The following is a 24,437-nucleotide window of genomic DNA, read 5'->3' as shown; positions in this document are numbered from 1 at the left end:
GGGCCCAACCGCCAAGTATCCGTTATGCCTGCTGGTCCCGGGGTCAGCGGGTCCCGCGGGCTGTGTACTTCTCCAGCGGCGGTACGTCCTTGCCGGTCACGATGGCCGGGCCGGTGAGCACCGGGCGGCCGCCGCCCAGTACGTTGGCATTGGTCCGGTTCAGCCAGAGCAGATCGACCGCTTCGTACCCCTGGAGGTAGGGCTGCTGGTCGACGGCGAAGGTGATGTCCTTCGCCTTCAGGCTCTTCACCACGGCGGCGTTCAGGTCGAAGGTCGCGATCTGCGCGGCGCTGCCGGCCTGCTCCCGGGCCTTGACCGAGATGGCCGCGATGGGTGCGCCGAGCGTGACGATCGCGTCGATGTCCTTGTCCGACTGGAGCTTCGCCTCGATGGAGGACTGGGAGGACGGTGCGTTCGTCCCGTCGACGTTGAGGTTCTCGACCGTGCCGCGGAAGGACTCCTTCACTCCGGCGCAGCGGTCCTCCAGCGAGACGTTGCCCTGCTCATGGATGACGCACAGCGCCTTCTTGCGGTCCCGCGCGTTCAGCTCGTCACCGACCGCCCGGCCTGCCACGCTCTCGTCCTGGCCGATGTGGGTGAGCGCGCCGTACGCCTTCGAGAACTCGCCGCCGGAGTTGATGGTGATCACCGGGATACCGGCTTTCCCGGCGGCCCGGACCGCCGACTTCACGGCCCGCGGCTTGGCGAGCGTCACGATCAGCCCGTCGACCTTCTGGTCGACCATGCTGCGGACCAGCTCGGCCTGGCGCGACCCCTCCTTGTCATTGGCGTAGAGGAATTTCACGTTGTCCTTCTTCGCCGCCTGCTCGGCGCCGGTCTGGACGATGTCCCAGAAGGTGTCGCCCTCGCCGGAGTGGCTGACCATGCCGATGGTCATGCGGGGCGTACCGGCGACCTTGCCCGAGGCGCCGGACGCGGCATCCTCCTCGGACTGCTTGCCGCCGGAGCCGCTGCAGCCGGCGGCGAGGGCGAGCGCCGCGAGGGCTGCCGCGAGCGCGCGGACGCTTCGTACGGTACGCATCGTGAACCGCCTCCCTTGCCGCGAGAGTGCGGCTGGAGGAGTTCTAGCGGCGTACGACGAACGGCGTCAATGGTTTGTCAGAACATTCTTACGGCCGCACGAGGAGCTGGAACTCGAAGGCGTACCGCGAAGCGCGGTAGACGTGCGAGCCGAATTCGACGGCGCGGCCCGTGTCGTCGAACGTCGTGCGCTGCATCGTGAGCAGCGGGGCGCCCGCCTCCTCCGCCAGCCGCTCGGCCTCCGCCGCGTCGGCGACCCTCGCGCCGACCGCCTGCCGGGCGCTGTGCAGGGTGATCCCGGCATTGCGCATCAGGCGGTACAGGCCGGTGCTCTCCAGCTGAGCGGTCTCCAGCTCGATCAGCCCGAGCGGGAGGTGGTTGCGCAGGTGGGCCATGGGCTCGCCGTGCGTGAGCCGGAGCCGCTCGACGAGCGCGACCTCCTCGCCCTCCGCGACGCCGAGCGCCGCGGCGACCTCGGCGGTGGCCTCGGTGGTGGTGTTGAGCAGTACCTTCGTGGCGGGCTTCTGGCCGGCCGCCTCCAGGTCGTCGTAGAGGCTGCTCAGCTCCAGCGGGCGCTTGACCTGGCTGTGCACGACCTGGGTGCCGATGCCGCGGCGGCGGACGAGCAGCCCCTTGTCGACCAGCGACTGGATGGCCTGCCGGACGGTCGGCCGGGACAGGCCCAGCCGCCCCGCGAGCTCGATCTCATTGCCGAGCAGGCTGCCCGGGGCCAGCTTGCCGGTCTCGATCGCGGCCTCCAGCTGCTGGGACAGCTGGAAGTACAGCGGGACCGGGCTGCTCCGGTCGACGCTGAACTGGACAGGGCCCTCGGCGCCCTCGGTGACTGCTTCGTGTTTCCCCACGCGGCCGAGCGTATCCGCCCCTGCGCATGACGGGAAGTCCGGAGGTCACATTGTCCGGACATTACGCACTGCAGTACTTGTGACGTTGGTACGTTTCTGCACCGGCGTACGGCAGCCCGTCCGCGCCCGGCCGCTGGTCAGCGCAGCATTTCGACGCCCCCGATCGGGAGAAACGGGTGGCCACAGGGGGCACAGGCGGCACAATGGGCGGATGCCGGAGTACGCCGAACTGCATCTGTCCGACCGCACGTTGGTCCGCCTCGCCCTCGCCCCCGTCGGGACGCCCGCGCCCGCCGTGCCGGCAGCCCGCGCGGATCTGCCCGACGGGGCCGGCACCGTCGAGCCGGTGGGGCGCGGTGCCGACCGGGTGGCCGCGCTCGCCGGGGACGGGCTGCGTGCGGTGCTCAGCCCGCTCGGTCCGCTGCTCCAGGAGGTGCACGACTCCGTCGTGCGCACGGAGAACCCTCCGCAGGAGCTGTCCGTGGAGTTCGGCGTGCAGATCGGGCAGGACCTCAAGCTCGGCATCGCCGGAGGCAGCGCCCAGGCCGCCATGACGATCACCGCCAGCTGGCAGCTGCCGGACACCGCATCCCAGGAGGGCTGAGTGCGGTGGTTCGGCGCCGGCGCGGAGGGCGCCGGTGAGGACGCGACGCCGGACGAGCGGGCCGGGCTGGTCACGGTGTACGACGCCGATCCCCGTACGGCGGCGACCGGCAGTGGCGTCCGTACGGTCGGCGCCGGAGTCTGCCTCACCTCCCGGCACGTCCTCACCTGCGCCCACGTCGTCAATCTCGCGGCCGGCCGGGACCGGCTGGAGCACTCCCACCCCGGCGCGGTGGAGCTGACGTTGGGCTTTCCGGGCGCCGCGCACGAAGCGCGCGGCACCGCCCGGCTCACCCACTGGATACCGCCGCGGGACGAGCAGTTCCCCGAGCGGCACTGCCCCGTGCCGCCCGGCGCCCGGCGCTGGCGCGGCGACCTCGCCGTACTGGAGCTGACCGGCGACCCGCCGCCCGGCGTCACCCCGCCCCGCTGGACGGCGATGACCGGCGACCGTACCGTCCGCGCCCGGTACGGCACCGGCGACCCCGAGCACACCGCGTACGGCCGGATCGTCTCCTGCGAGGGCGGCATCGGCTATGTGCACGGGCGGCCCACCGGCGCGGCGATCCGCGGCGGTTACAGCGGCGGCCCGGTCTGGTCGGTGGGCGACCACCGCGCGGTCGGGCTGGTCGCCGCCATGGTCACGCACGGCACCGGCCCCTACGATCCCACCATGACCACCCGGCTGAGCTGGTCGTTCTCCTGGCAGGTCATCAAGGAGGAGCTGATCGCCGCGGGCGCCCGCGCGCTGCTCGCGGACTGCACGGACCCGGTGCCGCAGCAGCGCACCCCCGACCGGCTCCGCGAGGATCTGCGCGTACTGCTGGACCGCGCGCTGCCCGACGAGGCACACATCCGCAAGCACGCCGCGCGCTTCGCCGAGCGGTGCCGGCTGCCGCACCCCGAGGACGGCTCGCTGCCCACCCTGGAGGAGTGGACGGAGGTCCTGCTGACCGTCGACCGGGCGGTGCCCGCGCTCGCCGAGGTGCTCGCGCCGTACGACCCGGTGAACGCCCGCGCGCTGCGCGACCTGGCCCGGCTCACCCCGCGCCTGACGGACCGCTGGATGTCCCCGTGGGAGGAGCAGGCGCTGCTGCAGCTGCTCGGCACGCTCCCCGACGACGTGCGGCGGCGGGTCCCCGAGGCCACCCGCAGCGCGTTCCCGTATCCGCTGCCGGACGAGGTGGTGGACGGTACGGGGCTCAGCGACCCGAAGGTCTTCGCCGCGTACGCGCGGCACTGGGTGACCGCGCTGGAGAGCCGCGCGGGCGACGGGCGGCAGGTGCCGGCCGGGACGCCGGGCGTGCCGGCGCTGCTGCGCGCGGTGGAGTTCGTCGCGGCGCTCGGCAGCCCGCTCGCCCAGCGCACCGAACTGCGGCTGTGGAACGAGCGGATGGCGGGCCACCTCGGCATCGACGCGGGCACCCTCGCCGACCGGCGCGCCGACGCCGACCAGTGGGCGCAGTCCGCGGTGAGCGCGCCGCCGCGGCTGGTCGTGGAGCTGACCGGCGGCACGGGCCACGGCCGCACCCGCCGGTACGACGTGGGGTTCTGGACGGATGTGGGCGACGGGCGGCTGCAGCCCGCGGCCGGTGCGGGCGCCGACCCGCTGACCCCGGCCGAGATCGTCAAGGTCCTGCACAAGCACCTGGACCGGCTGGCCGGTGCCTCGGTGGGGCAGGCGTGGCCGGCCGTCGAACTGATCGTGGAACACGGCGATCTGGAGATCGACCTGGATTCGCTGGACGCCGCGGGCGAGGGCCCGCTGCCGCCCAAGGTCGTCGGCACCCGCTATCCGATGGTGCTGCGCTGCCCGAGCATCCGGCGGCTGGCCGACAGCGACGGGGTGTGGCGGCGCCGGTGGCGGGCGCTGGGCAAGAAGGGCGCGGTACGGCTGGACGCGGCGCACGACGACCCGGGCCGGGTGGCCGGGCTCCTCGACGAGGACCTGGACGCGTCCGTGGTGGTGATCGGCACCCCGCACGGCACCCGCGCCAGGACCGCGACATGGTGCCTGGCCTGCGGGGTGCCGGTGCTGCTGTGGGACCGTGGGGAGCACCCGGCGGACAGCCGGCTCTTCGCGCTCGACCCGCCCTCGCGGGTGCACCAACTGCCCGACGCTGTAAGGGAGTACCGCGCCAAGGCCCGCCGCTCCCCCGACGAGTACCGGGCCCGCCCGGTCTTGGTGTGGGACGATCCGGGCCGCCCGCTGCCGCTGACCGCGCAGCTGACCGACCCTTCCGAGCGAGCGGAACTGTAGGAAGTCCAGGGAGCCATGAGCACCGAGAACGCACCCGCCGACCGCCACGAGGCCCCGGACGCCGCCGTGCCCGGTCCCGCCCGGCCCGCCGACGACCGCGGCACCGGCGCCGCGGACGGCTGGCGGCTCTTCCGCGGCGACGGCCGGGCCCGCCGGCCCGCGATGCCCGAGGCGCCGCCCTGGCGCCGCTTCGGACCCGCGCGTCCGGACACGTCCGCCCCCGGGCCGGGCGGCGGCCCGTATCTGATCGGCCCGGAGCAGGCCGACGTGGTGAGCGCCGCGCTGCACCTGCGCCGCCCGCTGCTGGTCACCGGCCACCCCGGCACGGGCAAGTCCTCGCTCGCGCAGGCCATCGCGCACGAGCTGTCGCTGGGCCGGGTGCTGCACTGGCCGGTCAACAGCCGCGCCACGCTGCAGGACGCGCTGTACCGGTACGACGCGGTGGGCCGGCTGCGCGAGGCGTCGCTCCGCCGCGACCGCGACGAACCGGAGCCGCACATCGGTACGTTCGTCAGGCTCGGCCCCCTCGGCACCGCCCTCGCGCCCCGCGACCGGCCGCGGGTGCTGCTGGTCGACGAGCTGGACAAGGGCGATGTGGACCTGCCCAACGACCTGCTCGCGGTCTTCGAGAGCGGCGAGTTCGAGATCCCGGAGCTGGCCCGGCTGCCCGAGGACCAGGCCGATGTGGACGTGCTCACCGCCGATCCGGGTGCCACCGAGCCCGTCCACCGCGGCCGTGTCCGCTGCCGCGAATTCCCCGTCGTGGTGATCACCAGCAACGGCGAGCGCGACTTCCCGCCCGCCTTCCTGCGCCGCTGCGTCCGCCTGGACCTGCCCGACCCGGACGAGACCCGGCTCCGCGAGATCATCGCGGCCCACCTCGGCCCGGACATCCTGCCCGAGGTCGACGACCTGCTCACCGCGTTCCTGAACCGCCGCGCGCTCGGCGAACTGGCCACCGACCAGCTGCTGAACGCCGTCTTCCTGCGCGCGGGCGGCGTGGACATCGACGCCGAGGCGGTACGCAAGGCCGTGCTGCACCGGCTCGGCGGGACGGTGTAACCACGATGCCGGAGCGGGCCCGCCGCATCCTGGGCGACAGCGGAGTGGAGCTGTCGCCGCAGGAGTTGCTGGACGCGCTCTGGCTGGCGACCCGGCTGCCCGCGCCGGAGGAGGCGGCCGCGGCGCCTGATCCGGAGCCGGGGGACGGGGCGGCGCCGCCGGAGCCGGACGATCCATCGGCGCCCGAGGCGCCGGACGGGGAGCCGGTGCTGCCCTCCCGCTCCCCCGGCCGCGAGGCCCGTCCCCCGGCACCCGCCCGCGCGCCCCGCCGCCCGGACGCCGGGCACGGCCTGCACGGCGGCCCGCTCCGCACGCCCGCGCCGGACCGGGACGGCGGCCGCCCGGCCGTGCCCGTACGCGCCCCCGAAGGCAAGGCCGTCACCGACGCGCTCGCCCTCTCCCGCGCGCTGCGCCCGCTCCAGCAGCAGCGCCCCAGCCCGGTCCGTACCGAGGTCGACGAGGCCGCGACGGTCGACGCGATGGCCGAGACCGGGCTCCCGGACGTGGCGATCCTGCCCGCCCGCGAACGCTGGCTGGACCTGGCTCTGGTCATCGACGACGGCACGTCGATGCTGCTGTGGCAGCGGCTCTGCGGCGAGCTGCGCGGGGTACTGGAACGGCTCGGCGCGTTCCGGGACGTGCGGGTGTACGGGCTGCACACCCGCGGCGGCGGACGGCCCGGCCTGCGCAGCAGCCCGTTCGGCGAGGGCCCGGCCAACGGCGACCCGGCGGTCCTCGCCGACCCGTCCGGCGCCACGATGGTGCTGGTCGTCACGGACGGCATCGGGTCGGCGTGGCGCGGCGGCGCGATGGCGGACGTACTCGCGGGGTGGGGCCGCTGCGGCCCGACGGCGGTGCTCCAGGTACTGCCGCCGCAGATGTGGAAGGGCTCCGGAGTGCGCGCCGACCGCTGGGAGGTGACCTCGCGCGGCCGGGCCTCGGCCAACGCGACCTGGCAGGTCACCGCCTCCGGCCTGCCACCCGAGCTGGCGTCCTTCCGGGGCGTGCCGATCCCCGTCCTGGCGCCGCGTCCCGCCTCCGTCGCCGAGTGGGCGCGGCTGGTCGCCTCGCCCGGCGGCACGGCCGTACTCCCGCTGCTGCGCACCGCGCCCGCGGCCGCCGGCGACCTCGGCGCGGACGTCGCCGCGACACCCGCGCCGCCGCCGGGAACCGACGCGGCGACCACCTCCGTACTGCGGTTCCGCGACACCGTGTCCCCCGAGGCGTACCGCCTCGCCGCCCATCTCGCGGCGCTCGCGCCGGTGTCCGTACCGGCCATGCGGCTGGTGCAGGAGTCGGTGTCCTGGCCCGCCGAGACCGCGCATCTCGCCGAGGTGTTCTCCGGCGGGCTGCTGCGCGCCGTGCCGCCACCGGACGCGCACGACGTGCCCGAGCGGCTGCGGCAGTTCGACTTCCCCGCGGCGACGAAGGCCATACTGTTCGACACCGTGCCCACCGCCGAACTGCTGGAGACCGGGCTGACGGTGGGCCGCCGGATGGACGAACTGGTCGGCCGCTCCCCGGACTTCCCCGCCTGGATCGCGCACCCGACGGGCCCGGACCGGCTGCCGGACCACGCCAGGGCGTTCGCCTGGGTGAACGACGCACTGCTCGTACGGCTGGGGATCGGGCGTGCGGACGCACCGGCGCCGCGCCGGGCGGCGACGACCGCCGAGTCTCCCGTGGCCGCGCGGAACGCGCCTTCCAAGGCAGCGGCGGCGGCCCGGGCCCCGGTGCCCGGCGTCCTCCCCGGCCCCCGCGTCCCCGACGGCGGCTCCCCCGCGCCCTGGCCCGCTGCCGCCGCCCGGGACGGGGCGCGCGGCCAGAAACTGCTGAAGACGGCGGTACTGGACGCGCTGCACCGCGACCCGCACGCCCACAGCGAGCTGCCCGCCTACCTCTTCCTCGGGCCGCCGGGCGGCGGCAAGACCACGCTGCTGCGGCAGCTGTCGGCCCGCGCCCAGGAGCTGGACGCGCCGCTGGCCTGGCTGGACCTGGACCGCGGCTACACCTCGATCACGGAAGTGGCCCTGGAGGCGGCCGGGCAGTTCCACCGGGACGCCGCCCGGCACCCGCCGCTCGCCTTCCCGGCCTTCGCCGGGCTGCTCATCGCGCTCGCCCTCGCGCCCACGCCGCGTGCCGTGCGGGAGCTGGCGGAGTCGGTGCGCGGTGTGCTGGGCCGCTTCCCGCTCGGCGATGTCCCCGCTGCCGTACGGGCCGGGCTGCAGAGCAGTCTGGACGCGCTCGGGGACGCGGCCCCGCCGCCCGGCGTCGGCGCCGTGCTGCGGCTGGCCGGTGAACCGCGGCTGCGGCTGCGGCACCTGGAGCGGGCGCTGGCGGGCGTCGCACGGCGCAGCGGCGGCAGCGCCCGTGACCTGCTGCGGTACCTGCGGCGGCAGCTCGCGGGCCTGCCCGCGTACAGCGGAACCGTGGACGAAGTACTGCTGCGGGCGCTGCTCTCGGACCTGCGGACGGCCTACGGCGCCGGCTCCGTCCGCCGGCGCACCACGCACTGCCTGCTCCTGCTGGACAACGCGGACTGCCCGGTGGGCGAGGAGTTCCTGCAGGGGCTGGCCCATGCCCGGGCGCTGGACAGCGGTGTCACCCCGGCCTGGGACCCGCTGCTGGCCGTGGCCACCGCCGGGACCGTGCCCCGGCAGGTCGATCCGGAGCAACTGGCCGGGCCCGACCTGCGCTTCCAGCTCACCAACTGGCGGCTGACGCATCGTCAGGAGAACCGGACGGCGGACGACCTGGTCGTCGCCCAGCTCGGCGGGCTGTCCCTGGCCGAGGTCACCGAGCTCGCCGCGGAGACGCTCGGCGGCACCCGTGGCCTGCCCCGGCCGCCCGTCGCACGCCCGGCCGCCTGGCTCGGCCGCCTCGTGCACGATGTGACGCGCGGCCACCCCGGCGCGGTCGCGGCGCTCCTGGACGCGCTGCCCCGCTTCCCCGCGGACACCGACTGGGCGTACCGGCTGCGCCGGCTGCTCACCCCGGCCGGGCCGCTGCCGGACCACACGGGCTGGGACTTCGCGGGCGACCTGCTGCACACGCTGCTGCGGGACGTGCCCGAGGAAGTACGGGAGCTGCTGCCCCGGGCCGCCGCGGCGGCCGACCTGGACCACGCGTTCACGGCCTGGGGCCTGTGGGGCGACGCGGACGACCGCGCGCGGGGCGCCCTGTCCCACTTCCGTACGCACGGCCTGCTCACCCCGCCCCTGCAGGACGGCACGGCCGATCAGCTGCATCCGCTGCTGCGCCACCTGCTCCTGCGCGAACTGGCCATGCGGCCGGAGACCGACGCGTTCACCTGGCGGCACGCGCACGACGCGCTGCGGCTGCGCGCCCGCGACCACAGCCAGGGCACGGTCGCCGCGTACCACGCACTGGCGCTGGGCGACCTGCCCGTGGCGGCGGAGCACCTCAGCCGGGTGTTCGAGCGGACGACGGGCCGGGCGGCCCGGAGCGCGGCGTTCGACCTGGTGCGGCGCGCACCGGTGCGCGACTACGTCCTCTTCCCCGACGACTCACCGGTCCGCCGCTACCACCGCCTCGTCCGGCCGCTCACACAGGACGACCCGCCGTCGGCGATGGCGCGGGCCCTGGCCGCCGCCTGGCTCGGCCCGGAACCGGCCCGGCGCGCGGACGACCGGACCGTCATCCGCCCCGGGGCCCAGCCCGGCCACCCCTACTTCGACCCGCTCACCGACCCGTACGCCATCCTGACCCCGACCCTCACCGAGGCCCTCACCGCCCTCGACCGCCACTACCCCGGCGGCTGGGGCGCGGCGACCGCAGCGCTGTACGGCACGGACGACTGACGCCCCGCCGGGCCGACACCAGGCCCGCGCCGGACGTCACTTCATCCACTCGTCCTCGTACTTCTCGTACGTGCCGTCGTGCTTCGCCAGGTGCACGAACTGGTCGACGTACTCCTTGAACTGGAAGTCCTTGCGCGGCAGCGCGTATGCCTTCTCGGCGAAGGTGAAGGGCTCGTCCGGGTGGACGGAGCAGAGCTCGGGGTGGAGCTTGGCCTGGTAGAGCGTCTCGCTGGCGTCCGTCATCATGACGTCGGCCCGGCCCTCGATGATCTCGTCGAAGATCGTGTTGTTGTCGTTGTGGACCTTGATCTTCGCTTCCTTGATGTTCGCCCTGGCGAACTCCTCGTTCGTGCCGCCGGGATTGACGACGACGGTCGTCTCCGGCTTGTCGATGTCCTTCAGCGTGCGGTACTTGTCCTTGTCCTCGCAGCGCACGATCGGCGTCTTGCCGTCCGTACGGGTCGGCTCGCTGAAGGCGAGCTTGCGGGCGCGCGGCAGGGTGATGGAGACGCCGCCGACGGCTATGTCGCAGCGCCCGCCGTCGAGGTCGGCGACCAGGCTCGCCCAGGTGGTGGGGACGAAGCTGGCCTTGGCGTCCAGGCTCTTCGCCAGGTCCTTGGCCATGTCGATGTCGATGCCGCTGTACGTCTCGGTCTTCCGGTCCCAGGAGGTGAAGGGGCGGTAGTCGCCGGTGGTGCACACCCGCAGGGTGCCGCGGCGCGGCACGGTGTCCAGGAGGCTGGGCGCGAGCTTGTGGACGATCTTCTTCTTGGCGGCCTTTGCGGTCTTGGTGGCCTTTGCGTCCGGCGTGGCGGACGCCTCCGGCTTGCCGTCCCCGGCGAACGCGGTGGGCGCTGCGGCGGTGGCGGCGAGAAGGCAGGCGAGGGCGGACAGCGTGACGGCACGCTTCATGGCGACTCCTGAACGCGGCGGGGCTGGCGGCGGTACCGAGAGGAACGGCAAGATCAGAGCTTAGAGCCTGCCTCCGGACCGCGGCCGGGCGCCCGCCGCCAGGCAGTTCACCGCACCCGTACCGGCAGCCGGACCGGGCCGCGCATGAGGAGGCCGGGGCGCCACTCCAGGGTGCCGGGGTCGGCGTCCAGGGCGAGGTCCGGGCAGCGTTCGAGGAGCGAACGGACGGCGATACGGCCCTCCATGCGGGCCAGTGGGGCGCCCAGGCAGTAGTGGATGCCGTGCCCGAAGGCCAGGTGGCCGCGGGTCTCGCGGGTGATGTCGAAGCGGTCGGGGTGGTCGAACCGGCCGGGCTCCCGGGCGGCCGAGGCCAGCGCCACGACGACGATGTCACCGGCCGGCAGCACCGTGCCGCCGATCTCCATCTGCTCCCCGGCGAAGCGCCAGGTGCTGGTCTCCACCGGCCCGTCGTACCGCAGCATCTCCTCGACGGCGTTGTCCAGCAGCCCGAAGTCGGCCCGCAGCGCGGCGAGTTGATCCGGGTGGCGCAGCAGGGCCAGTACACCGTTGGCGATCAGGCCGACCGTTGTCTCGTGGCCCGCGACGAGCAACAGGAAGGCCATACCGACCAGTTCGGGGCCGGAGAGCCGGTCGCCGTCCTCGTCGGTGGTCCGGATGAGCGCGCTGAACAGGTCGGAGCCCGGCGCGTGCCGCTTGTCCCGGATGAGCTGTTCCACGTAGTCCGCGAGCTCGGCTACTTCCGTGCCGTCCCTGCCGCCCGGCCCGTCGGCGGTGACGAACGCGTCCGACCAGCGCCGGAACCGCTCCCGGTCCAGGTCCGGCACGCCCAGCAGCTCGCAGATCACCGTCATGGGCAGCGGGTAGGCCAGCGCCTCGACGAGGTCGGCGCGGCCGTCCGCGGCCGCCTTCGCGAGCATGTCGTCGATCAGGCCGTCGGTGATGCGCTGGACGGCCGGGCGCAGCGCCTCGACGGCGCCGCCGGTGAAGGCCCTGGCGACCAGCTTCCGCAGCCGGGTGTGGGTCGGCGGGTCGCTCTGCAGCATGTTGTTGAGCAGCCGGCCGCTGCCCCCTTCCGGCTGCCACTCGGGGTGGGCCGCCCAGCCTTCTTCAGCCGGGGGTCGGCGAGCGCGGCCCGCGCCTCGTCGTGCCCGACGACCAGCCAGACCTCGCGGCCGTCGGGCAGCCGCACCCGGTGCACCGGCCCCCGGGCCCGCAGCTCGGCGTAGTGCGGATACGGGTCCCTGGTGAAGTCCGGCGCTAACGCGGCGAGTTCAACGATGTCGGTCATGTGCTCCCCCTGACCACTGGGCCACCAATAATTCGGTTGGTCGCCTCCAGCAACAGAGATTACGTCGCGGGCACGCCTCTCTACCAGATCTACGGCTGACACGGCCCAGGCGGCGAAAGGGCCGGTGTACGAAGCACCGGCCCTTTCCCGTGGGCCTCAGCCCCGCGCCGCCGCCAGGTCCAGGGCGACGTCCGTGATCATGTCTTCCTGGCCGCCGACCAGGCCCCGGCGGCCCACCTCGACGAGGATGGTGCGGGTGTCCAGGCCGTACCGGTCGGCGGCCGCCTCGGCGTGCCGGAGGAAGCTGGAGTAGACGCCCGCGTACCCCAGGCTCAGGGTCTCCCGGTCCACCCGCACCTCGCGGTCCTGGAGCGGGCGTACGAGGTCGTCGGCCGCGTCCATCAGCGGGAAGAGGTCGCAGCCGTGCTCCCAGCCCATCAGGTCGGCGACGGCCACGAACGCCTCCAGCGGGCAGTTCCCGGCGCCCGCGCCCTGGCCGGCCAGCGAGGCGTCGACGCGGGTGGCGCCGTTCTCCACGGCGACGACGGTGTTGGCGACGCCGAGCGCGAGGTTGTGGTGGGCGTGGATGCCGAGCCCGGTGTCCGGGTCGAGGACATCGCGGTAGGCGCGGAAGCGGTCGCGTACCCCGTCCATGGTCAGCCGGCCGCCGGAGTCGGTGACGTACACGCACTGCGCGCCGTAGGACTCCATCAGCTTGGCCTGGCGGGCCAGTTCGGCGGGCTCCGCCATGTGGGACATCATCAGGAACCCGGCCACGTCCATGCCGAGCTCGCGGGCGACCGCGATGTGCTGCGCCGAGACGTCGGCCTCGGTGCAGTGGGTCGCGATGCGTACGGAGCGGATGCCGAGCGCGTGCGCCTGCTTGAGGTCCCGGACGGTGCCGATGCCCGGGAGCAGGAGGGTGGTCGGTACGGCGGTCTTCGCCGCGTCGGTGACGGCCTCGATCCACTCCCAGTCGGTGTGCGCGCCGACGCCGTAGGTGATGCTGGAGCCCGACAGACCGTCGCCGTGGGCGATTTCGATGGCGCCGACGCCCGCCGCGTCCAGGGCAGCGGCGATGGCGCGGGCCTGCTCGACGGTGTAGCGGTGCCGGATGGCGTGCATGCCGTCCCGGAGGGTGACGTCCTGGACGTACAGGGCCGGGGTGCCGGTCTCGTTCGCGGTCATCGTGCTGCCACCTCGCTGGTGCGGTGTGCGGCGATGCGCTCCGCGGTGCGCAGCGCGGCCGAGGTCATGATGTCGAGGTTCCCGGCGTAGGCCGGGAGGTAGTGCGCGGCGCCCTCCACTTCGAGGAAGACGGAGACCTTCAGGGCGTCGCCGGACGCGGCGGCCGCGGGCAGCAGCGCGTGCAGCGGATCGCCCGCGACGACCTTCTCGAACTGCACCTCCTGCTTGAGCCGGTAGCCGGGGACGTACGCCTGGACGCGCGCGACCATGTCCGCGACGGCCGTGGCGAGGGCGTCGCGGTCGCCGTCCGACACCAGGCAGTGCACGGTGTCCCGCATGATCAGCGGCGGCTCGGCGGGGTTGAGGACGATCACCGCCTTGCCGCGCGCCGCGCCGCCCACCTGCTCGATGGCGGCGGCGGTGGTCTCGGTGAACTCGTCGATGTTGGCGCGGGTGCCGGGACCGGCGGAGCGCGAGGAGATGGAGGCGACGATCTCGCCGTAGTGGACGGGCGTGACGGCCGAGACCGCGGCGACGATCGGGATGGTGGCCTGGCCGCCGCAGGTGACCATGTTGACGTTGGGCGCGTCCAGCTGGGCATCGAGGTTGACCGGCGGCACGGCGTACGGGCCGACCGCCGCCGGGGTCAGGTCGATCACCGTACGGCCGAGGGCGCGCAGCACCTCGTCGTGGTGGCGGTGCGCCCCGGCGGAGGTGGCGTCGAAGACGATCGACACGTCCTCGAACTCGGGCAGTTTTACGAGTCCTTCGACGCCTTCGTGGGTGGTGGCGATCTTCAGGCGGCGGGCCCGGGCGAGGCCGTCGGAGTCGGGGTCGATACCGGCCAGCGCGACGACCTCCAGGCTCTCGGAGAGCCGCAGTACCTTGATCATCAGGTCGGTGCCGATGTTTCCGGAGCCGATGATCGCGACCTTGGTGCGCCCCTCGGACACGTGCTTGCTCACCGCTGCTCTCCTTCCGTCTCCGCGGCCTTCTCTGCGGCCGTCTCTGCTGCGAACCGGGCCGTGACCGTGCCCAGGCCCGAGATGTGTGCCTCGAACACGTCACCCGGCGCCGCGGCCGCCATCGGGCCGAGCGCGCCGGTCAGTACGACATCGCCGGCCCGCAGCGGGTCGCCCGTCGCGGCGAGCGCGGAGGCCAGCCAGGCGGCGGCGTTGAGCGGGCTGCCCAGGCAGTCGGCGCCGGTGCCCGTGGAGACCCGCTCGCCGTTGCGGGTCATGGTCATCCGTACCGCGCGCAGGTCCAGCTTCGTCACCGGCACGGGGGCGCTGCCGAGCACGAAGAGGCCGGAGGAGGCGTTGTCGGCGATGGTGTCGACGATCGAGATGTCCCAGCCGGCCACCCGGCTGTCGACGATCTCCAGCGCGGCCAGCGCGAAGTCCGTCGCGCGCAGCACGTCCGCGACGGTGCAGTCCCGGTGCGGCAGGTCGGCCCCCAGGACGAGCGCGACCTCCGCCTCCACCTTGGGCTGCAGCAGCCGCCCGGCCGCCACCGGCTCGCCCTCGGGCACCGCCATGCCGGCGAGCAGCGCGCCGAAGTCCGGGCGGTCCACGCCGAGCTGGGCCTGTACGGCGGGCGAGGTGAGGCCGGTCTTGCGGCCGACGATCCGGCCGCCGGCGGCGAGCTCGCGCTCGATGGTGAGCCGCTGGACGGCGTACGCGGTGTCCAGGTCGCCTTCGGGCAGCAGGCCGCGCACGGGGGCGCAGGGCACGCCGGTACGGGCGGCCTCCGCCAGGATGTCGGCGGCCTTGACGACGGCGGGCGGCGGGCCGTCCGCGCGGGCGGGCTCGGGTGGGGTCGGCATGGAGCGCTCTCCTGATCGGCGGAGGGGGCGGGTGTGTGCTCCGGTATAGACGTGGCGCCGCTGACGGGACAATCTTTGTTCCGTGACACGGAACGAAGCACAGAATGCAGCAGCGAACGAAGCACCGAACGAAGCGCAGAACAAAGCGCTCAACGAAGCAGCGTCGAGCATGCTCGACAAGGCCGCCCTGATCGTGGAGTCCTTCCGCCCGACCGGCGGTCCGTACCGCCTGGCGGAACTGGCGCAGCGTACGGGCCTGCCCAAGCCGACCGTCCACCGGCTCGCCGCCGACCTCGTACGGCTGGGCTGGCTGGAGCGCACGGACGACGCCCGCTACCGCCTCGGCCACCGGCTGTTCGAGCTGGGCGCGCTGGTGCCGCGGCGGCGGGACCTGCGCGAGGCGGCACTGCCCTTCCTCCAGGACCTCTTCGAGGCCACTCGCGAGACCGTGCACCTCGGGGTGCGGGAGGGGATGGAGGTGGTCTACCTGGAGCGCATCCACGGCCACGACGCGCTCCAGCTGCCCTCGCACATCGGCCACAGCCTGCCGCTGAGCTGCACGGGCGTGGGCAAGGCGCTGCTGGCGTTCGGCGGCACGGAACTGACCGAGGAGGTGCTGTCGCAGCCGCTGCCGAGCCTGACGGCGTACTCGATCACCGATCCGGCCCGCATGCGGATGGCGCTGGAGAAGACGCAGGTGTCCGGGCTGGCCTACGAGGAGCAGGAGGCGGTGACCGGGGTCAGCTGCATCGCGGCCCCGGTCTTCGCGGGCGGCGACGCCGTGGCCGCGATCTCCGTCGCCGTCCCCCGCGCCCGCTTCCGCCCGGCCCAGCTCGCCCCGGCCGTCCGCACGGCGGCCCTGGGGCTGTCGCGGATGCTGCGCGGGGGAATCTGAGACGGACGGCGGACGGGGCGGCGGACGGGGACACCGGGTAACGGCCGGGAAGCGCCGCCTTCGTACGTACTCAGGCGCGTTCGTACGTCCTCAGCCGCGTCCGTACGTAGTCAGCCGCCTTCCTTCGTACGTACTCAGGCGTCGTACAGGTCCAGCGAACCCAGGCCCGGGGTCTTGGCCGGCGGGGCGGCAGCGGCGAGGAGCGGGAGGAGGGACGCGGCGCGCTTGGTGACCGTGTCCCGGTCGCCGGCGGAGAGCGCGGAGCCCATGCCGACCGCGACCGCGCCCGCGGCGATCCACTCCGGGGCGCTCTCGACGGTCACGCCACCCGTCGGCAGCAGCGGCGCCTGCGGCAGCGCCGCACGGACGTCCTTGAGCCAGCCGGGGCCGTATCCGGAGGCCGGGAAGAGCTTCAGCGCGTCGGCGCCCAGCTCCAGGGCGCGCACCATCTCGGTGGGCGTGGCGACGCCGGCGAAGACCGGGAGGCCGTACCGATGGCCCGTGCCGATCACCTCGGCGTCCAGATGGGGGCAGACCAGGAAGCGGGCGCCCGCGTCCACGGCCATCCGTGCGGAAGCCGCGTCCAGGACCGTGCCCGCGCCTATGATCGCGTCGTCGCCCAGCTCGCGGGTGAGCGTGGTGACCGCCTCCAGCGCGAACGGCGTGGTCAGCGAGATCTCCAGGCTGGTGATACCGGCCGACAGCAGCGTGTCGGCAGTGGCGCTGGCCTCGTCGTACGTCTCACTGCGGACGATGGCGAAAACGCGCTGAGCCAGTGCGGCCCGGGTGATCTCCCAGCGGTACACGACAGCTCGCCGCCCTTTCATGGTCACTCCCGCACACGGCGTCGCGCGCCGTGCCCCCCGGGAATTGTTCCGATGCGCCGGTGGTCGGGCTCCGCCGCAGGTCGCCGCCTTGAGGCCGCTTTGCCGCCGATGCCCGCCCGGTCGCTGTTTCCACCGAAACGCTACCGGCAACCGCTGACAATCCCTCAGCGGGGGGTGCGACTTGATTCCCGGGCGCCGCCCGCGGGACCCGGCACGCCGGGGAAAACACGGCGGCGGCCGGGGCACCGCCCCGGCCGCCGCACTGGTCCCGAGCTGCTCAGCAGCCGCGGTCCACCAGGTCGAAGGTCTCGTAGTGGTCGGCGGTGTAGTAGTCCTCGTCGGTCTGCTCGCCGGTGACGATGCGGCGGGCGCCGCGGTCCGGGGAGCCGGGGGTCTCGACGGTGTACTCGTGGTAGTACCCGCTGGGCTGCTGCGGCAGGACGCCCTCCCGGTTGGAGAAGACGCCGCCGTCCTGCGGATAGGGGTAGGGGCCGCCCTTGTCGATGAGGTCCAGGGTCTCGTGGGCCTCGCCGGGGAGCTTCGAGTAGCAGATGTCGCCGACGGCGGCCGCGTGTACGGATGCGGTGTACGCCACCGGGGCGGGGGCGGGCGCGGCGGCGACGGCGGTGGGGCCCGCGAGGAACAGGGCCGAGGCGAGGGCGCCGAGGGCGCCGATCCGGGTGATCCGTGGGGGGATTCTCATGGCGTACAGCATGACGCGCGTAGACATGGACCTGTCAATCCAAGTGCGGGAAATTTCCCGGGAGTTCACAGGAGCAGAGAGGGGCGGAGGGGACCGCCCAGCGCTTTTGCCTCTCAGGCAAAACTTTTGCCCGCCAGGCCGGGGCTGGCTATACCAGAGACATGACCGAACCCCTGGACAACGGGGCCGGCGGCGCGGCCGAAGAGCTGCCCGTCGTCGCCCCCCGCCTGCGTGACCTGCGGCGTCGCGCGGGGCTCACGCTGGAGACCGCGGCCCGGCGGGTCGGTCTGTCGCCCGCGCACCTCTCGCGCCTGGAGACCGGGCGCCGCCAGCCCTCGCTGCCGATGCTGCTCTCCCTGGCACGGACGTACGCCACCACGGTATCCGACCTGCTCGGCGAGACCGCGCCGGAGCTGCAGCCGGTATTCCGCGGCGGCGACGCCGAGCCCTCGGAGGCGGGCGGCTGGACGTACTGGCCGATGGGCGGCCCCGGCCGGGCCATGCAGGCGCTGCGGGTATTCGTCCCGCCGCACGACGGCCAGGCCGGGCTGGTGCGGGTGCACCCCGGCGAGGAGTGGCTGTACGTGCTCAAGGGCCGGCTGCGGCTCACGCTCGGCGAGACGCAGCAGCTCCTGGACCCGGGCGACGCGGCGCACTTCGACTCGCTCACGCCGCACCGCATCGCCGACGCCGCCGGCAGCGGCACCGAGATCCTCTTCGTCCACACCCTCATGCAGAGCGGCGTCGCCGAACTGTGTCTGGGCGGCGGCACCCGCCGCGGCCTGTGACGCCGCCCGTCGTGGAAAGGACCAGCACCGTGTCCGAGCAGCCCGCGTCCCCGCCGGCGTCCGCCGGAGCCCGTAAGAACGATGTCGAGGACCGGGCTCCGCTCGGACTGTCCGTACGGGTCGGCCTCTATGTCGTCGGCTCGCACGTCCTCCTGGCGTTCCTCAGCTTCATCGTGGTCATGCTGAAGTCCGCCTCCTGAGTCCGCGTGCGGCGGGCGCCCGGCCGGGGTTCCGACACAGGCTCTTACGCAATGATTAAGGCCCCGGGCGGCCGCTCTCTCGCCAAACTGGAGGGGACCACGCGGGGCACCGCCCCGCCGTTGCCCGCCGAGGAGGCCGCCCATGGCCCGTTCCGCGACCGATGTCCTCGACTCCGCCGTGCGGGAGCTGACCCCCGCACCCGACGCCAATCCCCTCGTCCCGGCCATCGCCACAGGTGAGGCCCCGCGCGAGGTCTTCGCCACGCTCGCCCTGGAACAGCACCACATCATCGCCTCGGACCGGCGCAGCTTCCGCCACCTCGCCGGCCGGGCGGCCGCCGAGCCACCGCTCGCGGCGTTCTTCACCTTCCTCGCCGACGGGGAGGGCATCGCGCTGGAACACCTCCGCACCCTCGCCGCCGCCTGCGGCCTGACGGAGAAGGAGATCGCGGCGTACGAACCGCGGCCGGGCTGCCAGGCGTACCCGGCCTACGCGGCCTGGCTCGCGCTCGGCGCCGAGCCGGCCGATGCCGTACTGGCCCTCGCCGCCAACTTCACCGCCTGGGGCGACTACTGCCGCGCCGTCGGCCAGGCCATGCGCCACCGCTACGGCTTCACCGACGAGGCCTGCGCCTTCTTCGACTTCTTCGCCACCCCGCCCCCGGCCCTGACCGACCGCACCCTGACCGCCCTCCAACACGCCCTGGACTCCCACACCCTGGACCTCCCCCTGTCCCACCGCTACGGCAGGCACCTCCAGGCGTACGAGCTGATGTTCTGGACGACGCTGGCATGAACGCCGGCATCGGCGCCGGCACGAGTGCGGGGCGCGGCAAGGCCGGTGGCCCGCCGCGCCCCGCATATCAGGCGCGTATCAGCATGTGTCAGTCGCGTACGAGCAGCTCGCCCGCCGGGTCGCTCAGGTCTCCCGCATCGTTGATCTTCTGGCCGCGGAGCCAGGTGGAGCGGACCACGCCGTGCAGGGTCTTGCCCGCGTAGGCCGTGATCTTGTTGCGGTGCTGGAGGGCTGCCGGGTCGACCGTGAAGGTCTCGTCCGGGGCGAGGACCGCGAAGTCGGCGTCGCGGCCCGGGGCGATGGCGCCCTTCTGGTCGAGGCCGACCAGGGCGGCGGGAGCCGCCGCCATCCAGCGGACCACGTCCTCCAGGGAGTGGCCTCGGGAGCGGGCCGCCGTCCAGATCGCGGGCAGGCCGAGCTGGAGGGAGGAGATGCCGCCCCAGGCGTTGCCGAAGTCCGGGGTCTTCAGGTCGGTGGTGGAGGGCGAGTGGTCGGAGACGATGCAGTCGATCGTGCCGTCGGCCAGGCCCTGCCACAGCGCGTCCTGGTTCGCGGACTCGCGGATCGGCGGGCAGCACTTGAACTCCGTGGCGCCGTCCGGGATCTCCTCGGCGGTGAGCGTGAGGAAGTGCGGGCAGGTCTCGACCGTGAGCTTGACGCCCTCCGCCTTGGCGGCCGCGATCAGCGGCAGCGCGTCGGAGGAGGAGAGGTGCAGTACGTGGACGCGCGCGTCCAGGCGCTTAGCGAGGGTGATGAGACCCGCGATCGCGTCGTTCTCGGAGACGCGCGGGCGGGAGGCCAGGAAGTCGGCGTACTTGGGGCCGCTGACGGGCGGCGCGCTCTCCAGGTGGCCCGGGTCCTCCGCGTGCACGATGAGCAGGCCGTCGAAGCCGGCGATCTCGCCCAGCGCCGCGGCCAGTTGCTCCTGGTCGAGCTGCGGGAACTCGTCCACGCCGGAGGGCGAGAGGAAGCACTTGAAGCCGAAGACGCCGGCGTCGTACAGCGGCCGCAGGTCCTTGACGTTGCCGGGGATGGCGCCGCCCCAGAAGCCGACGTCGATGTGCGCCTTGGGGCGGGCGACGTCGCGCTTGATGTCGAGGTTCTCGGCCGTGGTGGTCGGCGGGAGGCTGTTGAGCGGCATGTCCACGAGAGTGGTGATGCCGCCGGCCGCAGCCGCGCGGGTGGCGGTCCAGAAGCCCTCCCACTCCGTACGGCCCGGGTCGTTCACGTGGACGTGGGTGTCGACGAGCCCGGGGAGGAGGACATCGTCACCGAAGTCCTCGACCCGCGCCCCGGCCGGCACCGAGGCCTCGTACGGCAGCACCGCGACAATCTTCCCGTCCTTGACGGTGACGGACGCCGCGCGCGTCCCCTCCGGAGTGATGACCCGCGTGGAGCGGAGCACCAGCTGTACGTCGGACACCCGGTCCCCTTTCTTCTTGCTCGGCGCGAGTGCGGAATTTCCGCACTGCGAAATTCAACTTTCTGTTGAAGAGTCTTCACTTCGGGCGGCGGCCCGTCAAGACCCTTCGGGGGCGGTCGACGGCCGTCACCCGTACCGCTCCGCCGCCCGCTACGGGGCCGCCATCGCCGCCCTGACCTGCGGCGGGATGATCGCGTTCGGTGTCGTACGCACCGGATGCGTCGGCCCTGCAGACATCAGATGCCTGATGTCTGGGGACAGCGAAACGGCTCAGACGTCAGATGCCTGATGTCTCCGCGGAAAAATTCGCCTGCCCGCTGATCGGCCAGCCGCCGATCGCCTTCGGGCGCGGTGCGGCGAAGCTCCGTACGGTGCTCGTGGTGAGCCCCAGGCCGACCACGGCCTCGGCGAACTTCACGGCCGCCGCGACGCCGTCGACGACCGGCACGCCCAGCTCGGCCGCGACCTTCTCCTGCAGCCCGGCCATCCCACCGCAGCCCAGGCAGATCACCTCGGCGCCCTCGCGGACGAGTTCGCGAGCCGTCTCGACGATGATCCGCTCGGTCCGCTGCGCGTCCTCCTCCAGCTCCAGCACGCCGAGGCCGGTGCCGCGGATGCCGGCGCAGCGCTGCAGCAGGCCCGCGGTCAGCAGTCGGTCGCTGATCTGCGGCACGGCGCGGTCGAGGGTGGTGACGACGCCGTAGGAGTGGCCGAGCATCATCGCCATCTGGGCGGCGCTCTCGGTGATGTCCAGGACGGGTACGTCCAGGAGCTCCTGCGCGCCCTCCCGGCCCGGCTCGCCGAACCCGGCCATGACCAGGGCGTCGAAGGGCGTGTCCAGCGTGGCGAGGCGGTCCAGTACGGCGGCGGCGCTGAGGTATCCCTCGAAGTGGCCCTCGATGGACTCCGGGCCCCAGAGCGGTTCGGTGGCGATGATCTCGGTGCCGGGGGCCGCCACGGCGGTGGCGGTGGCGCGGATCGATGCGGTCATGGAGGCCGTGGTGTTCGGGTTCATGACGAGAATGCGCATGAGACTCCAGGAAGCCGGAGGCTTCGGCCGGGAAGCGCGGCGGGGCGGCCCGGGAGTGGACGGGCCCGGCAGCGGAGGTCCCGAGAGGGGGCGGCCCGGCGCTTCGGTGAATTGGAGGATTCCACAGAATGGGCAGTAGCTTTCGCGTTGCAGAACGTAGCTTCGCCCACTAGGGCCGTCAAGAGATTCTCGCGAGTAACCCCGGTCGACCCTGGTAGTCCCCCGAGTTCGCCGCCAAACCGGGGCTGACCGGCGGGAACGACTGTGCGATAGACAGTGTGTCGACAGGAGGAGACCGGTAGGCTGCTCCGGTCGGACGCGGAATTCCCCTCTGCACGCGCCGGGCCCGACACCACCTGATCCGAAAGGAACGCGACGTGCCGTCGTCCAGCGCCAGCACTTCCGACGCAGCCAAGCCCGCAGCCGCGAGCGGCGGCGTCCAGTCTCTCGAGCGCGCCTTCGACCTGCTGGAACGGATGGCAGATGCCGGCGGCGAAGTGGGTCTCAGCGAGCTGTCGGCCAGCAGCGGACTGCCGCTGCCGACCATCCACCGCCTGATGCGCACGCTGGTGGCCTGCGGATACGTACGCCAGCAGCCCAACCGCCGGTACGCACTCGGCCCCCGCCTGATCCGCCTCGGCGAGAGCGCCTCGCGCCTGCTCGGCACCTGGGCCCGCCCCTACCTCGCCCGCCTGGTCGAGGAGACCGGTGAGACGGCGAACATGGCGCTGCTGGACGGCGACGAGATCGTGTACGTGGCGCAGGTGCCGTCCCGGCACGCGGTGCGCATGTTCACCGAGGTCGGCCGGCGGGTGCTGCCGCACACCACGGGTGTGGGCAAGGCGCTGCTGGCGAACCACGCCCCGGAGGAGGTCCGCGCGCTGCTGGGCCGTACGGGCATGCCGGCCGCGACCGAGAAGACGATCACCGAGCCGGACGCGTTCCTGGACGCGCTCACGGAGGTCCGCGGGCAGGGCTTCGCGGTGGACGACAACGAGCAGGAGATCGGCGTGCGCTGCATCGCCGTGCCGGTCCCGGACTCGCCGACCGCCGCGGCCATCTCGATCTCCGGCCCGACCGGCCGGGTCACCGAGGCCGCCACGGACAAGATCGTGCCGGTCCTCCAGGAGGTCGCCCGCGAACTGTCGGTGGCACTGGCGAACCAGAACCCGGCGTAACGCGGCACAGACCGTCGCAAAGGTACGAGGCGGGGCGCGGGGCTTCTTGCCCCGCGCCCCGCCTCGTATGTCTCGTGGCCCGGCCTGCTGGATCAGCCGCGCGGCATGTCACCGAAGAGGTCGATGACCTTGCGTACCTCGGTGAGCGTCGGCGACAGCGCGCTGACCGAGCCCACCGCTCCCGCGATCAGCAGCAGGGAGCGGCGCAGCCGCGGCACTTCCGGGGTGCCGCCGCTCACCATGGCGTCCAGCGCGGCCAGTTCCTCCTCGGCGACGCCCCGGTCGGGCAGCTCCGCCGGGTACCCGGCCAGCTCGCGGCGGAGCCTGGCGACGGCCACGCGCAGCGCTTCGACCCGCGGGTCGTCCTCGACCCCGGTCTCCTGCCTCGCACTTTGCCTCTGCCACTGCTCCACAACGACGGCACCCTCCACGGCCGTTGGTTCGCACCGCACCTCTCATCGCCCCCTCACCCGGCCCCGCTCCATCGGGAAGCCGCGGATCAGTTAACGCCACGGTGCGCTATTCGCGCCATACGGAGAGCGAAATTCAGTTGGACTCTTCACCAGCCGGCACATGACGCCCGACCGGCCCGTCCGGCGCCACACCGGGGCCCCGCGCCCCCGCGGCCGGGAGCGTCACGACCGTGACCGGCGCCGTTCACCTCGTGCCCGCCGGCAAATCTGTCGCAGAATCGCCGTCGCTCCGCTTGCCGCTTGACTTCCGGCCCGCGCCCGTGGTGCGCCGGGCGCACCATCCGGTACACACAACGACGGGTGCCGCAATGCGCCGTAATGGGCAGCGATGGACCGCGTTGCGCCGCGATGCGGTATGCAGGCCCCATGACGACCTCCGGCGCGGACGCGCACCCCAGCACTCCCCCGTCCTCCCCGCCCGCGGCGGCCGGGCGGCCGCCCGTCGCCGGGCTGCTGCTCGCGGCCGGCGGCGGGCGGCGGCTGGGCGGGCGCCCCAAGGCGCTGCTGGACTTCCGCGGCCGGCCGCTGATCGAGAACGCCGCGCGAGTGCTGCGCGAGGGCGGCTGCGGTCCGGTGCACATCGTGCTGGGCGCGGCGGCGGACACGGTACGGGCGCGGGCCGAGCTGTTTGAGTACGCGGTCACCGAGAACCCGGACTGGGCGGAGGGCATGGGCAGCTCGCTCCGGGCGGGCCTCGCCTCGCTGGCCGGTACGGGCGCGGGCGCCGTGCTGGTCTCCCTCGTCGACCAGCCGGGCATCGGGTCCGCGGCGGTGGCCCGGCTGGTGGCCGCGTACGAGGCGGGCGCGGACCTGGCGGCGGCGGTGTACGAGGGGCGGCGCGGGCACCCGGTCCTGTTCGGGGCCGCACGCTGGGCCGCGGTCGCGGCGAGCGCGGCGGGCGACCGGGGCGCCCGGGACTATCTCGCGGCGCACGCCGACGCCCTCACGCTCGTCGAGTGCGGGGACGTGGCCGAGCCGTACGACATCGACACACCGGCCGACCTGCCCCGGCTCGGCACCGCCGGCCGGGGGTCCGGGCGGTGATGGAGCGTGACCGCGATGGCACTCAGCGCCATTCGATCACCTCATCTGTCGATCAAAAGAATCTCGACGTCAACAAACCATTGAACTTCCGCTATAAGGAAACTACTCTCCACTGGTCAGAAGCGCCCTGAACCCCAGACGGCGCCCGCGACCGTATCTCGGAGCCCTCGGCACCCAGTGCCGCCAGGGCGCCCCG

Annotated in this window: 21 protein-coding genes and 1 pseudogene; 10 read left to right on the top strand and 12 right to left on the bottom strand. The window is 73.5% G+C overall.

Translation table 11 applies throughout. The annotated features are described in order from the left end of the window. Positions 1-43: 43 nt before the first annotated feature. Both AB0I82_RS28345 and AB0I82_RS28340 read right to left on the bottom strand, forming a co-directional pair. Positions 44-1,042, bottom strand: a complete 999-nt coding sequence (locus AB0I82_RS28345) for a sugar ABC transporter substrate-binding protein (protein WP_363260202.1) — start codon at positions 1,040-1,042, stop codon at positions 44-46. Between the two features lie 88 nt (positions 1,043-1,130). Then, positions 1,131-1,904 (bottom strand): GntR family transcriptional regulator, encoded by a 774-nt coding sequence (locus tag AB0I82_RS28340; RefSeq protein ID WP_363260201.1) that lies wholly within the window; start codon positions 1,902-1,904, stop codon positions 1,131-1,133. Positions 1,905-2,115: 211 nt separating this feature from the next. Between AB0I82_RS28340 and AB0I82_RS28335 the strand changes: the two genes are divergently transcribed. The 4 genes from AB0I82_RS28335 to AB0I82_RS28320 all read left to right on the top strand — a co-directional run bounded on the left by AB0I82_RS28335 (position 2,116) and on the right by AB0I82_RS28320 (position 9,650). After that, a complete protein-coding gene (locus AB0I82_RS28335) occupies positions 2,116-2,508 on the top strand; it encodes a CU044_2847 family protein (RefSeq protein WP_363260200.1) in 393 nt (130 codons plus the stop codon). Further along, complete coding sequence (locus AB0I82_RS28330; RefSeq protein WP_363260198.1) at positions 2,509-4,767, top strand: trypsin-like peptidase domain-containing protein; 2,259 nt, start codon at positions 2,509-2,511, stop codon at positions 4,765-4,767. A gap of 162 nt (positions 4,768-4,929) precedes the next feature. Next, positions 4,930-5,829: an AAA family ATPase gene (locus tag AB0I82_RS28325; protein ID WP_363260375.1), complete on the top strand. Its 900-nt coding sequence runs from the start codon at positions 4,930-4,932 to the stop codon at positions 5,827-5,829. A gap of 5 nt (positions 5,830-5,834) precedes the next feature. Continuing rightward, a complete protein-coding gene (locus AB0I82_RS28320; RefSeq protein WP_363260197.1) occupies positions 5,835-9,650 on the top strand; it encodes an SAV_2336 N-terminal domain-related protein in 3,816 nt (1,271 codons plus the stop codon). A 36-nt stretch (positions 9,651-9,686) separates the two neighbouring features. Here the strand turns inward: AB0I82_RS28320 and AB0I82_RS28315 are convergent, their stop codons facing one another. The 5 genes and pseudogenes from AB0I82_RS28315 to AB0I82_RS28295 form a co-directional block, all read right to left on the bottom strand. Next, positions 9,687-10,562 (bottom strand): transporter substrate-binding domain-containing protein, encoded by an 876-nt coding sequence (locus AB0I82_RS28315; RefSeq protein ID WP_363260196.1) that lies wholly within the window; start codon positions 10,560-10,562, stop codon positions 9,687-9,689. Positions 10,563-10,669: 107 nt separating this feature from the next. Beyond that, a pseudogene (locus tag AB0I82_RS28310) lies at positions 10,670-11,871 on the bottom strand (cytochrome P450). Between the two features lie 156 nt (positions 11,872-12,027). Then, positions 12,028-13,059, bottom strand: a complete 1,032-nt coding sequence (gene dmpG, locus AB0I82_RS28305; protein ID WP_363260195.1) for a 4-hydroxy-2-oxovalerate aldolase — start codon at positions 13,057-13,059, stop codon at positions 12,028-12,030. Beyond that, a complete protein-coding gene (locus tag AB0I82_RS28300) occupies positions 13,056-14,024 on the bottom strand; it encodes an acetaldehyde dehydrogenase (acetylating) (RefSeq protein ID WP_363260194.1) in 969 nt (322 codons plus the stop codon). The genes dmpG and AB0I82_RS28300 overlap by 4 nt, the downstream gene beginning before the upstream one ends. After that, positions 14,021-14,884: a fumarylacetoacetate hydrolase family protein gene (locus tag AB0I82_RS28295; protein ID WP_363260193.1), complete on the bottom strand. Its 864-nt coding sequence runs from the start codon at positions 14,882-14,884 to the stop codon at positions 14,021-14,023. Before AB0I82_RS28295 ends, AB0I82_RS28300 begins: the two co-directional genes overlap by 4 nt. A gap of 169 nt (positions 14,885-15,053) precedes the next feature. Between AB0I82_RS28295 and AB0I82_RS28290 the strand changes: the two genes are divergently transcribed. Then, positions 15,054-15,779, top strand: a complete 726-nt coding sequence (locus tag AB0I82_RS28290; protein ID WP_363260192.1) for an IclR family transcriptional regulator — start codon at positions 15,054-15,056, stop codon at positions 15,777-15,779. Positions 15,780-15,913: 134 nt separating this feature from the next. Here AB0I82_RS28290 and AB0I82_RS28285 read toward each other — a convergent pair whose 3' ends face one another. Together AB0I82_RS28285 and AB0I82_RS28280 are read right to left on the bottom strand one after the other, a co-directional pair. Beyond that, positions 15,914-16,585: a bifunctional 4-hydroxy-2-oxoglutarate aldolase/2-dehydro-3-deoxy-phosphogluconate aldolase gene (locus AB0I82_RS28285; RefSeq protein WP_363260374.1), complete on the bottom strand. Its 672-nt coding sequence runs from the start codon at positions 16,583-16,585 to the stop codon at positions 15,914-15,916. A gap of 298 nt (positions 16,586-16,883) precedes the next feature. Then, on the bottom strand, positions 16,884-17,309 hold the full coding sequence (locus AB0I82_RS28280) for a ribonuclease domain-containing protein (RefSeq protein ID WP_363260191.1): 426 nt from the start codon (positions 17,307-17,309) through the stop codon (positions 16,884-16,886). A gap of 161 nt (positions 17,310-17,470) precedes the next feature. Here AB0I82_RS28280 and AB0I82_RS28275 point away from each other — a divergent pair, with 161 nt between their 5' ends. From AB0I82_RS28275 to AB0I82_RS28265, 3 genes are all read left to right on the top strand, one after another. Continuing rightward, positions 17,471-18,097: an XRE family transcriptional regulator gene (locus AB0I82_RS28275; protein WP_363260190.1), complete on the top strand. Its 627-nt coding sequence runs from the start codon at positions 17,471-17,473 to the stop codon at positions 18,095-18,097. A gap of 29 nt (positions 18,098-18,126) precedes the next feature. Then, positions 18,127-18,297 (top strand): DUF6126 family protein, encoded by a 171-nt coding sequence (locus AB0I82_RS28270; protein WP_363260188.1) that lies wholly within the window; start codon positions 18,127-18,129, stop codon positions 18,295-18,297. A 142-nt stretch (positions 18,298-18,439) separates the two neighbouring features. Continuing rightward, a complete protein-coding gene (locus AB0I82_RS28265; protein ID WP_363260187.1) occupies positions 18,440-19,093 on the top strand; it encodes a transcriptional regulator in 654 nt (217 codons plus the stop codon). Positions 19,094-19,181: 88 nt separating this feature from the next. Here AB0I82_RS28265 and allB read toward each other — a convergent pair whose 3' ends face one another. After that, complete coding sequence (gene allB / locus AB0I82_RS28260; RefSeq protein WP_363260186.1) at positions 19,182-20,516, bottom strand: allantoinase AllB; 1,335 nt, start codon at positions 20,514-20,516, stop codon at positions 19,182-19,184. Between the two features lie 277 nt (positions 20,517-20,793). Beyond that, positions 20,794-21,546, bottom strand: a complete 753-nt coding sequence (locus AB0I82_RS28255; protein WP_363260185.1) for an aspartate/glutamate racemase family protein — start codon at positions 21,544-21,546, stop codon at positions 20,794-20,796. Between the two features lie 377 nt (positions 21,547-21,923). Between AB0I82_RS28255 and AB0I82_RS28250 the strand changes: the two genes are divergently transcribed. Next, entirely contained in the window at positions 21,924-22,724 is an 801-nt protein-coding gene (locus AB0I82_RS28250) for an IclR family transcriptional regulator (protein WP_363260184.1), read from the top strand. A gap of 92 nt (positions 22,725-22,816) precedes the next feature. On the opposite strand, the gene AB0I82_RS28245 is transcribed toward AB0I82_RS28250, so the two are convergent. Then, positions 22,817-23,137, bottom strand: coding sequence for a DUF5955 family protein (locus tag AB0I82_RS28245; protein WP_363260182.1), 321 nt, complete (start codon positions 23,135-23,137; stop codon positions 22,817-22,819). A gap of 510 nt (positions 23,138-23,647) precedes the next feature. Here AB0I82_RS28245 and AB0I82_RS28240 point away from each other — a divergent pair. After that, a complete protein-coding gene (locus AB0I82_RS28240; RefSeq protein WP_363260373.1) occupies positions 23,648-24,241 on the top strand; it encodes a nucleotidyltransferase family protein in 594 nt (197 codons plus the stop codon). The last annotated feature ends 196 nt before the right edge of the window (positions 24,242-24,437 follow it).

Source organism: Streptomyces sp. NPDC050315 (assembly GCF_040655775.1).
Lineage (GTDB): Bacteria > Actinomycetota > Actinomycetes > Streptomycetales > Streptomycetaceae > Streptomyces.
Note: the sequence above shows the minus strand (reverse complement) of the source record. Positions and strands in the feature narration are given on the sequence as shown.